Annotated in this window: 13 protein-coding genes and 1 pseudogene; 6 read left to right on the top strand and 8 right to left on the bottom strand. The window is 42.7% G+C overall.

Annotated elements, in window-relative coordinates; translation table 11 throughout:
- Positions 1-80: 80 nt before the first annotated feature.
- Positions 81-1,148, bottom strand: coding sequence for a FecR family protein (locus AC1XUO_RS09615; RefSeq protein ID WP_483329556.1), 1,068 nt, complete (start codon positions 1,146-1,148; stop codon positions 81-83).
- Positions 1,149-1,224: 76 nt separating this feature from the next.
- Positions 1,225-1,818, bottom strand: coding sequence for an RNA polymerase sigma factor (locus tag AC1XUO_RS09610; RefSeq protein ID WP_483329555.1), 594 nt, complete (start codon positions 1,816-1,818; stop codon positions 1,225-1,227).
- A gap of 1,137 nt (positions 1,819-2,955) precedes the next feature.
- Between AC1XUO_RS09610 and AC1XUO_RS09605 the strand changes: the two are divergent.
- Positions 2,956-3,866: pseudogene (locus AC1XUO_RS09605) on the top strand (IS982 family transposase).
- A gap of 1,065 nt (positions 3,867-4,931) precedes the next feature.
- Here the strand turns inward: AC1XUO_RS09605 and AC1XUO_RS09600 are convergent.
- From AC1XUO_RS09600 to AC1XUO_RS09575, 6 genes are all read right to left on the bottom strand, one after another.
- Positions 4,932-5,792: a sensor histidine kinase gene (locus AC1XUO_RS09600; protein ID WP_483329554.1), complete on the bottom strand. Its 861-nt coding sequence runs from the start codon at positions 5,790-5,792 to the stop codon at positions 4,932-4,934.
- 204 nt (positions 5,793-5,996) lie between these two features.
- Positions 5,997-6,158 (bottom strand): hypothetical protein, encoded by a 162-nt coding sequence (locus AC1XUO_RS09595; protein ID WP_483329553.1) that lies wholly within the window; start codon positions 6,156-6,158, stop codon positions 5,997-5,999.
- Positions 6,128-6,742: a hypothetical protein gene (locus AC1XUO_RS09590; RefSeq protein WP_483329552.1), complete on the bottom strand. Its 615-nt coding sequence runs from the start codon at positions 6,740-6,742 to the stop codon at positions 6,128-6,130. Before AC1XUO_RS09590 ends, AC1XUO_RS09595 begins: the two co-directional genes overlap by 31 nt.
- Positions 6,743-6,748: 6 nt before the next feature.
- Positions 6,749-7,903, bottom strand: a complete 1,155-nt coding sequence (locus AC1XUO_RS09585; RefSeq protein WP_483329551.1) for a CheR family methyltransferase — start codon at positions 7,901-7,903, stop codon at positions 6,749-6,751.
- Positions 7,869-8,135, bottom strand: a complete 267-nt coding sequence (locus AC1XUO_RS09580; protein ID WP_483329550.1) for a hypothetical protein — start codon at positions 8,133-8,135, stop codon at positions 7,869-7,871. The genes AC1XUO_RS09585 and AC1XUO_RS09580 overlap by 35 nt, the downstream gene beginning before the upstream one ends.
- Positions 8,136-8,141: 6 nt before the next feature.
- Positions 8,142-8,342, bottom strand: a complete 201-nt coding sequence (locus AC1XUO_RS09575; protein ID WP_483329575.1) for a chemotaxis protein CheB — start codon at positions 8,340-8,342, stop codon at positions 8,142-8,144.
- Here AC1XUO_RS09575 and AC1XUO_RS09570 point away from each other — a divergent pair, their 5' ends adjacent.
- The 5 genes from AC1XUO_RS09570 to AC1XUO_RS09550 all read left to right on the top strand — a co-directional run bounded on the left by AC1XUO_RS09570 (position 8,343) and on the right by AC1XUO_RS09550 (position 13,065).
- Positions 8,343-8,552 carry a hypothetical protein gene (locus AC1XUO_RS09570; RefSeq protein ID WP_483329549.1) on the top strand — a complete coding sequence of 70 codons (210 nt, stop codon included), beginning with the start codon at positions 8,343-8,345 and terminating at the stop codon, positions 8,550-8,552.
- 175 nt (positions 8,553-8,727) lie between these two features.
- The gene (locus AC1XUO_RS09565; protein WP_483329548.1) at positions 8,728-11,136 is read left to right on the top strand and encodes a TonB-dependent receptor; all 2,409 of its coding nucleotides are present in this window, start codon (positions 8,728-8,730) and stop codon (positions 11,134-11,136) included.
- 44 nt (positions 11,137-11,180) lie between these two features.
- The gene (locus tag AC1XUO_RS09560) at positions 11,181-11,654 is read left to right on the top strand and encodes a DUF4625 domain-containing protein (protein WP_483329547.1); all 474 of its coding nucleotides are present in this window, start codon (positions 11,181-11,183) and stop codon (positions 11,652-11,654) included.
- Positions 11,655-11,742: 88 nt separating this feature from the next.
- Positions 11,743-12,648 carry a DUF4625 domain-containing protein gene (locus AC1XUO_RS09555; RefSeq protein ID WP_483329546.1) on the top strand — a complete coding sequence of 302 codons (906 nt, stop codon included), beginning with the start codon at positions 11,743-11,745 and terminating at the stop codon, positions 12,646-12,648.
- Between the two features lie 159 nt (positions 12,649-12,807).
- The gene (locus AC1XUO_RS09550) at positions 12,808-13,065 is read left to right on the top strand and encodes a hypothetical protein (protein ID WP_483329545.1); all 258 of its coding nucleotides are present in this window, start codon (positions 12,808-12,810) and stop codon (positions 13,063-13,065) included.
- Positions 13,066-13,069 lie beyond the last annotated feature (4 nt).

The following is a 13,069-nucleotide window of genomic DNA, read 5'->3' as shown; positions in this document are numbered from 1 at the left end:
TCAAATGTTGCATGTGCCGGATATGTGACAGCATATCCGGCACCTTTTTCATATAAGGTTTAAATCATTGGCATAGCAGTTTAGTTACATCCTGTTGAATTGATAATAATTCGGTTTTCTTCGAGCTGGTAGGTTGAGTTAGATCCCAAGCTTTCACAGATAATTTTAAGCTTTTCGCGCAGGGGTTGATCAGATAAGGATGTTGATAGGTAACAATCTTTTAGCACGTCTTTCGGATATATAACTTTCAGGCCATAGGCTCCTTCGATAGCCATGAGAATATTCTCGACGGGAGCGTCATTAAATTCAAAGGAATATTGATCGAAAACTGTCTTGGCCGGTTGTAAAATATTCTTTTTGAGGAACGCATTCTGATCTTTTACAAAACTTATGGATTCATTGGGTAGGAGCGATATAGAATCCTGTATTATTCTGGAATTGACAGGGTAGACCTGTTTGACATTTACTTTTCCAGTTTTCACAAAAACGTCCACGGTAGGTTGATTCTCCATGGCTTTAATCAGAAAGCTGGTTCCAACCACCCGGGTGATAACATCGCCTGTATATACGATAAATGGCCAGCCGGGATTTTTACTTATTTCGAAGAAGGCTTCTCCGGAAAGATAAACTGCCCTGCTGGTCGAATCGAAAAATTCCGGATAGGTTAACGTTCCTCCGGGATGCAGAATGATAGAACTTCCGTCGGTTAGATTAATGAGCTGGTTTTTTTTTGTAGTGTTCCGATGCTCAATTTTGTTTTTTACCGCCAAAGTCAAAGTGGACTCTGCGTCCAAAGCGGCATTTGGATGCCCGGTATACCAGGCAACCCCTAGTGTTATCAGTATGAGCGCAGCAGCAGCAGCCTGCCACCAGAGTGACCGGGTTTTAATTCTGGCATTTTTCTGAAGATTCTGAATTTTGCTCCAGCTTTGATCGAGTGCCGAGCCTGTGGCAGCCGGGTTCTGTTCTATGTTGGGTAATCCTATGGCCAGCAGGATATGTCTGGCTTCCAATGCAATTTGGTTTTTTTCAGGATTGGCACCTAGCCATTGGATCCAGTTAGGATTGTCTGCACCGGTTCTCACCCATTCTGTAAAACTGGGATCAGATAGAAAATGATCAACGGAATTGTACTTGTCTCTCTGCATAAAAATAAGCTTTCATACCGGAGAGGACAATATTTCAAAACGATACTCAGTAATGTGTAAGTTTTTGTTAAAAAAATTAAATAAATTTAATCAGCAGAATTAGTGGAATCTGAAATTCATGATTCCAGAAACTCCGAAGATACTTAATGCCTCTATGCACCAGGTTGGAAGCAGACTGGGTGTTCACCTGCATAAGCGCTGCAATTTGTTCAATGCTGAGCCCTTGGTGATATCTAAGATAGAGTGCTTCCTTCTGTCTGGCGGGCAGTTGATTGAGTAGCTTATTTAAAGTCAGGACCTGATTTCTGGTTTCTTCGTCTTGGATCATGTCATCTAGCACTGTGAAAACCAGGGCAAAGTCAATTTCGGTAATTTCAACAGTATTATTGAAAATACGCTCCCGTTCAATACACCGGGCGATCCGTTTACGAACTCCGGATAACAGATAGGCTTTTACGGATGAAGGAACTGTCAAACCTTTTCTATACATCCAAACCTCTATAAAAACATCCTGAACGCAGTCCGCGACGATATTGTGTTGAGATGTTAATGACTTTCCGTAGCTGACCAGGGTTTGATAGTATTTTTTAAATAGAGCCGAGTAGCCTTGCTCATCGCCGGAAATTAGAAGTTCCCATAGTTCGGAATCATTTTTGCTTGAAACTGACATACCTTAACTATCTGTTTAATAACCTAATTATAATATAAAAGGCGATCTTGCTTGGCAAATCCTGTTCTGACCGTCCAAAACGGTATTGAATTTGTTGTCACAGGATTGATTAATTATGAGTTAAACGTTTTATTGATTTTAAATCCATAAATATATTATCTGCGAATTAGTTTAGTAGCCAACGAATCAGATATTCAAACATTTCCAATGTGCTTGTTTCTTTAAGTATATTTTTCATCTCAGCGAATCTATCTGGTTCCCGCCGCTGTTGATTCAATACAATCAAAATTAGCGTTATTCAATAAAAACTCAATATTATTCTAATAATTTCTTATAAAATTATCGCGTGCAAATCGAAATAGTAGGGTGTTTGTGTTTACTATTTGCATTTGAAAATATATATGATTTACAAATTTAGTTGCTTATCTCAGAATGCGAATCGACGGACCCGTACAACGTGGAGACTGTGACATATCATCTGTAAGAAATTGACCCGCGTTAAAAAGTTATTGGTAATATCATTAAGTTTGTCAGAGCAAGATCTGATGATGGTAAAGTTTCTACGCAATCAGTAGTCTTCTGATCCGAACTTTTTACTTGTTAGATTCTCTTCTTGCTTGTTCTTTTCGAACTCAAATCTAAATATAGTCTTGGCAATCAGTTACTTTGGTATACATTGCATTTTTTGATCTATAAAGTTCGTAGCTGGTCTATAATCTTTTCTTCATTTGTATTTGAAGCCAGCCTCCTTCTTGGAACAGGTTTGGGTTTTAGCCGATTGTCGGAACTCATCCAAATCCGAAATTTCAACGGTAACGGATCCGATTTATGTATTTTATATCTGCATAATAAGCATTTTGTTTATCAGTTCAATTTAGCCTTGGCAAGAACAAATCGCGATGTCTTAAATTCAGGTGCCGGCACTAGGATCGAGGAGCAATTCTCATTTCAAACATTTGATAACTACGAAATAGGAGATGTTGCAATAGCTTAAAGCCCGGATTTTTTTATTATTTCATAGCTTGTAACCTGAGTTCGATTAATATTTGGGAGAAAAACTAGGGTTTAAAATTGGTAAGATTCGATATTTTTCATATATTTAAGTATCTCACATTCAAATATATAACAGAAATAATCATGAATCTTACCAAAGATAAAGTTACTGAAATTTTCTATTTAGTAGACGAGTTTTGTATTAATTTCAAAGCAGGAATTGGCTCAAAACTCATAGGTAATCCTCTAAAACGCAAGCCCCGCATGTCTGACAGCGAGGTAATCACAATTATGATCCTCTTCCATACGGGTGGATTTCGCGATATGAAGCATTTTTTTATGTTTTATGTGAAGCAACACTTGCAAAATGAGTTTCCGGAGACTGTTTCGTATAATCGCTTTACAGAATTGATGCAGTCTGCTGTTTTTCCGATGACTATATTCTTAAAATCGTGTTGCCTAGGTAAATGTACCGGGATATCCTATATTGATTCTACGCCGATAAGAGTATGTGAAAATAAACGAATCAAACGCGATAAGGTATTCAAAGATATCGCCACAGTTGGCAAATCAACAATGGGGTGGACTGGGCGTCCCCGTTTTACGGATTTAAACTTCACCTAATCATTAATGACAAAGGTGAAATTTTAAATTTTATAATCACCCAAGCGAAGGTGGACGATCGACAACCTCTTAAAAATGAGAAGTTTGTCGAAGTTGTAACAGGTAAACTTTATGGTGACAAAGGATATATTTCTCAACAACTATCTCAAATTCTTTTTGTTGACGGAATACAGTTGATCACGGGCATAAGAAACAAAATGAAAAACTGCCTAATGGAATTAAGAGATAAAATTCTGCTCAGGAAGCGATCAGTTATCGAAACGGTCAACGACGAATTAAAGAATATGTGTCAAGTTGAGCATTCAAGACATCGTTCCTTTGGGAATTTTATAACCAATCTAATATCTGGATTGATCGCTTATTGTTTCTTCCCGAAAAAGCCTGCCATTAAATTCGAAACAATTAATACAAACCAAATTACTCTATTTTAAAATCGAACTCAGGTTTGTAGGTAAACAGATATAGTATGTGATGAGCACGGATTGGCAGTGACTGAAAGATGTAACTATGCTATTTTTACTGAGCACACGCACATCAACGAATATTCATCGTTGGTAAATAATTGGCTTTGGGCTATGCATTTTCAGGCCAGTTAAAATTGGGGCTGTTCACGATCAGATGCACGAGGCAAAGCTTCTTTTTGAGTTGGTTGACCACACCAGTTTAAGCCGGACAGGTCGTTACAATAATTATTAGCACAAGGGGGCAAGTTATTGCGCGCTGGTTCTTTCCAAAATCTTGTGATCTTTTTGATGAAGTTAGCGGGAATAAATGGTCTTGTTATAAAATCATTTATTTGGGCGGCGAAGGTCAAATTTATTACCTCCTCTGTGGCTGACGCTGTTTAAGCTGTCATCGGCGATGTTTGGTAGTATAATATTGGCAATCCTCTGATTTGTGAAGCTGCATCGTAACCATCTCATTCGGGCAATTGAAGATCCAGTTCCACAAGGTCATATGCTTTTTCGTGTATCACTTGAAAAGCCATTTTGCCATATCAAAGTCGACATGCCACCGCTTTAAAAATGCTCTATTACCTGAATAATCAATACATTGTCTCTGCTAATGATATCCGTAGTCTTTTCACTATGTAGGGATTCGAAGCCATTGATCAGCCCTATTCGGAAATTGAAAACAGGTAGTTTCCGGTGGAGTTGACTAGTATAAGTAAATAATTGATAATAATTTATTCCAGTAATACGAAGGTAATGGTCAATCTGCCACGGAATCAGATGCACAACGCGTCCAAAAACTCCACACCTACCGTGAAACTGGGTAAGAATTGTTTATTTTAAGTTTATCTCTCTGGCTGTCTGAGCAAACTAATATTCGACTACGATATCGAAGCTGGTTATGTATCGAGTAGGTCTGTTCGTCTGAAAAGAAACAGCACGTAGCCCAAATAACTAACCGGTAAGCCTCGCGATTTTTAATCTCCGACGTCAGTGAGTTACGTACGACACCGGAAAAACGATGCGAAATGTTGTGCAGGCATTCTAGCTGCTAGTCACATTCATTTGTGCTTTCAGAAGCTCGCATAAACGTTTCACAATAAAAAGCCCTATCCCTTCTGGGTGGCTTTCATTATTGTTCTTTATTTCGCCGCTATATTGATCCGGAATACCAATATCCAGATTTTCGGCCGGCAGGTCATTGAGTTTGGAAATAAGTTCTTTGGCAATGCCTGGACCCGTATCGGAAACAATAAAATGCCAGGATCCGTCTTCATGATCACCGGCATCAGAGACCTGCCACAAGACAGTCACTCCTCCCTGAACAGTATATTTTACAGCGTTCAAGATTAAATTTTGTGCAATGCGGCGGACCTTGACATGGTCGCCTTCCACTTGTAGATATAAGGGCCCTTCAAAATGTAAGTAAAGATCCTTTTTTTGGTCGGACTGCGTGGATCCTTCGCATAATTCTGTTCGTAAAGAGCCTGCATCAAAAAGTTCGTTTTGAAATTTCTCTTCGCCTGATTCCAGTCTGGAATAATCCAGCATCTGGTTCATCATGTGTGACACGCCCGCCAAATTGCGCTGGATCATGTCCAACACCTTTTCGCGTTCTTTTTTAGTATCCATCATATTCAGAAGCGAAGCCGCCCCGACAATGATACCAAAGCTGCCGCGAAGATCATGGAAAGAGGATCTTAAAAACGCACCCCGGCTTTGTACATATTCCTTCATCACGGCCAGCGACTCAACCATCTCACTCGAACCCTGCAGTGGATGCATTAGGGTTTGCTGCTGAAAAATTGCCTGTTTCAGCTCAGTAATGTCCAGTTCGGTGGCGGCTATGCCATGATCATGCCGGGTATTTGATGTAGCTATCCACTTAGGCTGGCCATCAAGCATCACTTCCTAATAGAAGACTTCTCTGGTCAAGTATACTCGTCTCATTTGCTGGCAGCGCTCTGCTGGGAACAGACTGGATGCCAAGATGCCGATAAGTTCTGAATCCGGCTTTCTGAATTCGCTGGAAAATTTCTGATTGCAAACGATCAAGGTAAAATCGATGGGCACTTCCATATTTGTGTGGATCGCTTTAAAGAAGGCGATCTATGCCGGTGAGCTGTCAATAACTGCCTGCAAACTTGTAGCGACTTCTGTCAGTTTGATTTCTGCATCTTTACGCAAAGAAATGTCCAGCACCGTAACAACGATGCCAGTCTGATCGATCTGGCATGTGATCAGAAAAGCAAGTGTCTGGTTTTCTGACACAAGGCCTGTAATTTCATGGTAGGCGGTTTCTCCGGATTGCAGCACATGGACATACAGATCAAAAAGTCCTGTTTCTGCAAAATTTTGGTAGGACTCAAGTAAGGTTTTTTCCAGCGTGTGTTCGCCGCTTTGCCCTGTAAGCGCCAGTGCTTTGTCGTTGAATATCGATGTTTTAAAATCAACGATGTCGCCATTAGCTCCAAATACCGGGTAATGGGTACTGCTTCAATATTGACATAAATTGGCTTGTTCAGATAGGTGATCTCCAATCTATTTTTTTTTGCGGATGCTGCCGATTTTCGTGCTTTGTGTACCATGTTTCGCAGTTCAAATACCAGCCCTGGGTGCGCCATTTTAGTCAGGTTCAGACTTGCTTTGCCTGGGCCATGCTGTAAAAAGGGAGCAGTTATGCCGCGAAACTGGATGATCTCCAGGTCCTGGTCAATAACAACGCTGGCGGGCACATAAGCTGAAAGTAATAGGTTATCGACGAGTTTGTCAAGAGCACTGACAGAGACCAACTCTGTCGTATTGGCCGTGATAGCCTTAAATAGCGGGGTAGGGGTATGGCTTTTGAAAGCCATATCAACCTAAATTTTTGTATGGGCATTATTTTTCCGCCGAAAGACTTTCTGCCCCTTTTCAGTCTGTGAAAAGTAGGTGGGCGAAACTGCCACGGACTCTGACTTGCCCAGGAAAAGATAACCATCCGCTTTAAGGGCATAATGGAATGTTGCAAAAACTTTCTTTTGCAGTTCCTCGTCTAAGTAAATTAAAAGATTGCGGCAGCTGATCAGATCGATATGCGAGAAGGGCGGGTCACTTAGAAGGTTGTGCCGGGCGAAAACGCACAGGTCACGAACAAGTTTGTTGACCCGGTAGTATTGTTCATCTGTTTTTGAAAAGAAGCGCTCTAAACGCTCAGGAGCGATGTCTGCAACCTCGCTTTTGCTAAAGGAACCCATGTGTGCTCTTTCTATGGCAGTATCGCTTAAATCAGTTGCTAAGATCTGAACTGGCCTACTAGTCGCCTGGTCGCCTAATAATTCCAGCATCATGATGGCCAGAGAATAAGCTTCCTGGCCGGTAGAACATCCAGCGACCCAGATCCTGACAGGTTCACCAGCATCTTTTCCAGAGAGTATACGAGCTAGAACTTCTTTTTTTAGATGATCCATGGCTGGCAGATCCCGAAAGAAGTTTGTCACATTGATCAGCAGGTCACTGAATAGAATGTCTGCCTCGGCCGGGTGCTTTTTCAGGTAAGAAACATAATCGGCAAGTGTAGCAAGCTTATAAAGCAGCATTCTACGGATAATCCTTCTTGTAATCGTTGTTTTTCTATAGTGCGTAAAATCGACTCCTTTGGCAGACTTAAGAAAAGCCAATATTTTTGTCATGTATTCCTGCTCTGTCTCATGCCGGCCAAATTCACTTGTTTCAGCAGTCAGTTCGAAAATGTAAGCATGATTACTGATCCGCAAAAGTTCCCTGACCATTTTTTTTGGGGAAAGTACCATATCCACCACTCCTTCTTTGATTGCAGACTGCGGCATACCCTGATACGTTGCGGTCTGATCCTGGGCGAAGGTAATACCCCCAGCCACTTTGATCGCTTTCAGGCCCAGTGTACCGTCACTTCCCATTCCGGACAGCACAATGCTGATCGCTCGATCTTTTTGTCTTTCAGCCAGAGAAGCAAAAAACTCGTCAATGGGCAGATGTTTCGGTGCGTGCACCACCACACTGGGGGCAGGTTAAATTGGTTTTTTCTCCCATGTGATTGATGCCTTTTGCCAAGGCGTTTTCTTGAGCAGCAATATCTGCCTCTGCCTTTATTCTGATTTTAACGAACTCATCGGGTTGTGAGCTTGTGTAATTTGCAGGACTTCTTGCCAACGTGTTAATTAGCCCGCCGATTTCCGCCAGCGGCAGATTATAATCCACATCCACAGATTCGATTGCATTTCTGGGCATATCCAGCTAAGCCGCGTCAGAAGGACTTTGTAGGATTGTCGTCCCGCCAAATTGTTTGACAGACCACAGCCCCGAAGTTCCGTCATTAAGATATCCTGTGAGCACGATGCCGACGGTCCTTGCTCCATATGAGTAGGCAGCCGAACGCATAAGCGCATCGATGGATGGCCGGAAGTTATTTTCTTTTGGCCCCCTTTTGACAAGGATATGCCCGTCCCGAATTATCAGGTGATGATCCGGCTTGGCTTAGATCATTTCCTGTTCGATCAGATCGGCACCTGTGGGATGTACGGCCCGCAATGGGCCCTGGTCAGAGAGTATCTTCGGCAAAAGTCTGACATGATCAGCGGCGAGGAGCTGTACAATAAAAATGCTGGCTGCAAAATGTTTGTCAAAGGATTTGATAAGTTCTTTTAGGGTAGCTTGCTGACTTTTCTGATTTCTCCCTAAAAAAAGGGCCTTATTGGTTCTGTACTAAGTTTAACCATTGGTTGTTAGAATTTGCAACATAGTTGCATTTTTAAATTGTTGGTGCTTTATTTGCAACATTGTTTCATGTAGATCAGCCTACGGTAGGTTGAAAAACAGCTGGATGTATAAAATATTTGTACGGATTACTTTTCTAACATTGCTTCTATCGGGGCCTGCCGTAGTTCAGGGACAGTCGTTGTCAGGTAGGGCTGTGACCATTGCAGGGCAGCCATTGGCAGGTGCAGCTGTAAAGCTTATGCCCGGACAGTTAACCACGGTAACGGATGCCCATGGCGCTTTCAGTTTTGATTTGATTGAAAAAGGGACGTATAATCTGATCATCTCTTTTGTCGGATTTATACCACTAACCAAATCGCTCTCATTTAAATTAGAACCTTTGGTGCTTGGTGATATTGTCATGCAGGTTGACGAAGGACAATTACAGGAGCTCACTGTGAAGGATCATTATGAACAGCTTCGTCAGCAACAGGTTTCGCTCAATATTGACATTGTTGGTGCTGACTATCTGAGACGTAATCTGGGTGGAAGCCTGATGCAGTCGCTGGAAAAATTGCCCGGCGTGAAAACAATTGGTATTGGCTCGGGCGGCTCCAAGCCACTGATTCGCGGACTGGGATTTAACCAGGTCGTGGTGGTAGAAAACGGCATCCGGCACGAAGGCCAGCAGTGGGGAGCAGACCATGCACTGGAAATCGACCAGTTTGCAGCAGGTCGGGTAGAAATCATTAAAGGGCCAGCTTCATTTTTATACGGATCTGAGGCGATTGGTGGTGCTGTCGATATCAAACCCACAGCATTGCCTGAGGCAGGTTCGGCAGGCGGCTCTTTGGATATGACGGGTAAGAGCAACAACGGATTGTATGGCGGTTCATTGAATTTGTATAAAAGAAAGGACCGTATTTTTGCCGATGCACGGGTAACTGTGCAACAGTATGGCGACTACCGCGTTCCGGCAGAAACCATCTTTGTATACGATTATGCCGTACCACTGCATCAGAACCGGCTTCGCAATACAGCCGGACATGAACGTAATCTGCACCTGCGTACGGGCTGGATCACAGAGCCGTTTCAATCGGTATTTTACCTGAGTCACACCTATAGTAAAAGTGGATTTTTTGCTAATGCCCATGGTCTGGAGCCGCGCCGGGTGGACCTGGAGCTGCATGATATTTCGTTCAGGGATATCCAGCTTCCCTTTCAAAAGGTTTCGCATACAAAGCTGATCAATCAAAGTGAAATAAAACTTGGAAATGGCCATCTGAACGTAGAGCTTGGTTACCAGCGTAATTTTCGGCAGGAACACAGCCTGTATGTCAACCACGGCTATATGCCGCCGGTTTATCCAGCCTGGCAATTAAACCCTCGGACATTGGAGCGTCAATATGACAAAACGGTCTGGTCTGCTAACGTGAAAAGTGAGTTTGTTATGAATAAACACACCATCACTTTAGGAGCGAGCGGGGAGCATCAGGATAATAAAATTGGTGGCTGGGGTTTTCTGATTCCTTCCTTTTCGCAGATCAGTGCAGGCGGATTTGCATATGATAAGTTCAGGTTAAATGACAAGCTGCTTTTACAGGGAGCACTAAGATTTGATTATGGAAAAATAGCGATCAAAGCATACAAAGACTGGTTTGAATCGCAGCCGGAAGGGGCAAACCGCGAATACCTTACACGTGCGGATGCAGTTACACGGACTTTTAATAATCTGAGCTGGTCGGCTGGTATCAACTACACGCCTGGTTCTTTTTTTCTGAAATTCAATGCAGGAACCGGCTTCCGTATGCCGATCGCCAAAGAGCTGGCAGCCAATGGTGTCAATTACCACTACTTCCGGTACGAAAAGGGCGATCCATCCCTATCGGCAGAGAAATCGTATCAGTTTGACCTGGGGTTTGGGACCAAAACGAGCCGCCTGTCCGGAAAGCTGACACCCTTCTTTAATTATTTCCCAAATTATATCTATCTGAATCCGACGTCAGGCCATGATTATTTTTACGGTGCAGGCAACCAGGTTTTCAATTACGCGCAAAGCCGGGTGATGCGTTACGGGTCAGAGGTGCAGATTGACTATCATTTTTTTAAAAACTGGAGTGCAGTTTTGGCAGGAGAGTATTTATACACCCGGCAGCTTTCGGGTGACAAGCAGGGGTACGCGCTCCCTTTTTCACCACCTGCCTCAGCGCTGGCAAGCCTGAGTTACCAGCCGCGCTGGGACAAACTGTTAAGCGATACCTATTTCAGCATCGACTGCCGTTTTTCAGCCCGTCAAAACCGGATCGTACCTCCGGAGCGGCCAACCCCCGCTTACCAGCTGCTGGGTTTTTCGGCCGGCGGCAAAATGAAGCTGGGCAGTCAGTTTATTTCAATTAACCTGCAGGTTCACAATGTACTCAATACCCGGTATCTGAACCATACCAGTTTTTACAGGCTCATTGGCTTGCCGGAGGCCGGGCGCAATGTCGTGCTGGCTGTAAAAATTCCTTTCAGCCTCAAATCCAGCGTTTAACAATCATAATCACTAATTCTTATTACGCACCATAATTTACGATCATGAAGCAAATCAAACAATTTATTCTGCTCGCAGTCTTTGCTTTCGTAGCCGGGGCCTGTGATAAAGATGATCCGAGGATTGATACCGAGTATCCGGTGATCAATGCCGATGCGGTTGGCACATTTCCATTGCAATGCAGCGTGGTAAAAAGAGGGGAGAGATTTACGTTCAAATCGACCTTCTCTGATAATGCTCAGCTTGGTTCGTACAGTCTTGATATCCATCATAATTTTGATCATCATACCCACAGTACGGAGGTAAGCGACTGTAATACCGACCCGGTGAAGAAACCGGTAAACCCTTTCCTTCTCATTAAAAGTTTTGACATTCCTGTAAATCAGCAGCGCTTTGAAGCTTCCCAGCAAATCGATGTGCCTGCCGACATCGATCCGGGCGATTACCATTTTATGATCCGTCTGACCGACAAAGAGGGCTGGCAGACAATCCGGGGTATTAGTATTAAGATTCAGTAGTTACAAGTTTAAGGCTGATAAACTTTCTGTGTACCCAAGCAAGTAGCGCAATAGCAATGTATTTTCTTTCACTTTTATAAACAATAACATGAGACTGCATTTAAAACAAATTTTACTACTCTTACTTTTCACAGTTTTTTTTACTGCCTGTAATGATGATGATAAGCCTGCACCCGCCGGGCCAACGGCCGAAAACATCGAGATCGGCTATGCCAATAACAAACAAGCCATAAGAGGGCGGGATTTCCATTTGAACGCTGATGTGATTGCAGGAGATAAAATCTCTTCGGTCATGATTAAAATTTTGCAAAAGTCGTCCGCGACCTATTCTGCCGACTGGAAAATGGAGATTGTCTGGGAGGAATTTAAAGGCGTTCGTAACACGAACGTGCACAAACACTTTACCATCCCTGCGGAAGCCCCGGAGGGAGCCTATGATTTTTTGTTTATCGTCGATGATGAAAATGGAACGAGGCTTGAAATAAAAGAAGACCTGGTAATCATTGATGCAGTCAACATGCCGGTGGACCCATACGTTGACCGCGACATTTTTTCGAGAAATGACACAATGATTTACTATATGAATACCTATTTGGAGAATCCGCTGGTTTTCAAAAAAGCAGATAAGTTCACGGCACGTGCCCAGGTTAAGCAAATACAAGGCGATGGTGTGTTGTATACTGCTTTGGTTAAACGCAAACTCAGTTACTTTCCTGAAACCGTAAGTCAGCTGGATATGAGCAAAGCGATCATTGTCGCTAAAACCCAGCATACAGGTCTTGCTCCTGCGTCCAGCGTGTCTACGCTTAAAAAAGTGAATGGAGTTTTCGGTGGCGATGACATTACGATTGGAGCTGGTAAGGATGTTTTAGGAAATGATATTACCGGAGATAAAGCTTGGGAACCAGGTCAGTATAACCTGGTGATCCTTTACCATAATACCACTTACAATATAAGTACCTTCAAATCCATTCCCGTAACAATTGCCTATTGACAGTTAAAATTTTCCCTGTTTTCAGTCGTAATGTCACGCAAAAGCCATTGCGTCTGAAAACAGGTTTTTAGCAATAAAATTTACATTAATCTATAAAGGTGCTTTAAAGTCGCGTTAGCCATTATTTTACGCAATTTAATATTGGATGCTATCATTCAGATGAAGTCATTCAGTTTGTGGGTTGATATATTCTTAATCCTTGCTTCGGAAGGATTTTCACAAACGATCTGTTTTGATAACTACGTAGACAAAATCGTTATAACTTCGAAAAAGGCCGTAGAAACGGCTAAATCCGACAAAGAGCGGGATTCTTTAAAATATGCTCCCTGGGATGAGTTTAAAAGACTGATTGGCTGTGCATACGTGATTTTCCAACGCAAACCTTACAGGGTGAACCGCTTAGAAAAGACACACTGAAAGG

Source organism: Dyadobacter sp. HNCC25DJ186 (genome assembly GCF_056895235.1).
The sequence above is the reverse complement of the archived record's forward strand: the minus strand, read 5'-3'. Positions and strand labels throughout refer to the sequence as shown.

Excerpts from the sequence above, each read along its gene's own strand:
- AC1XUO_RS09615 (WP_483329556.1), bottom strand. The coding sequence starts at position 1,148 with ATGCAGAGAGACAAGTACAATTCCGTTGATCATTTTCTATCTGATCCC.
- AC1XUO_RS09610 (WP_483329555.1), bottom strand. The coding sequence starts at position 1,818 with ATGTCAGTTTCAAGCAAAAATGATTCCGAACTATGGGAACTTCTAATT.
- AC1XUO_RS09600 (WP_483329554.1), bottom strand. The coding sequence starts at position 5,792 with ATGCTTGATGGCCAGCCTAAGTGGATAGCTACATCAAATACCCGGCAT.
- AC1XUO_RS09590 (WP_483329552.1), bottom strand. The coding sequence starts at position 6,742 with ATGGCTTTCAAAAGCCATACCCCTACCCCGCTATTTAAGGCTATCACG.
- AC1XUO_RS09580 (WP_483329550.1), bottom strand. The coding sequence starts at position 8,135 with ATGCCCAGAAATGCAATCGAATCTGTGGATGTGGATTATAATCTGCCG.
- AC1XUO_RS09570 (WP_483329549.1), top strand. The coding sequence starts at position 8,343 with ATGCCCGTCCCGAATTATCAGGTGATGATCCGGCTTGGCTTAGATCAT.
- AC1XUO_RS09565 (WP_483329548.1), top strand. The coding sequence starts at position 8,728 with ATGTATAAAATATTTGTACGGATTACTTTTCTAACATTGCTTCTATCG.
- AC1XUO_RS09560 (WP_483329547.1), top strand. The coding sequence starts at position 11,181 with ATGAAGCAAATCAAACAATTTATTCTGCTCGCAGTCTTTGCTTTCGTA.
- AC1XUO_RS09555 (WP_483329546.1), top strand. The coding sequence starts at position 11,743 with ATGAGACTGCATTTAAAACAAATTTTACTACTCTTACTTTTCACAGTT.
- AC1XUO_RS09550 (WP_483329545.1), top strand. The coding sequence starts at position 12,808 with ATGAAGTCATTCAGTTTGTGGGTTGATATATTCTTAATCCTTGCTTCG.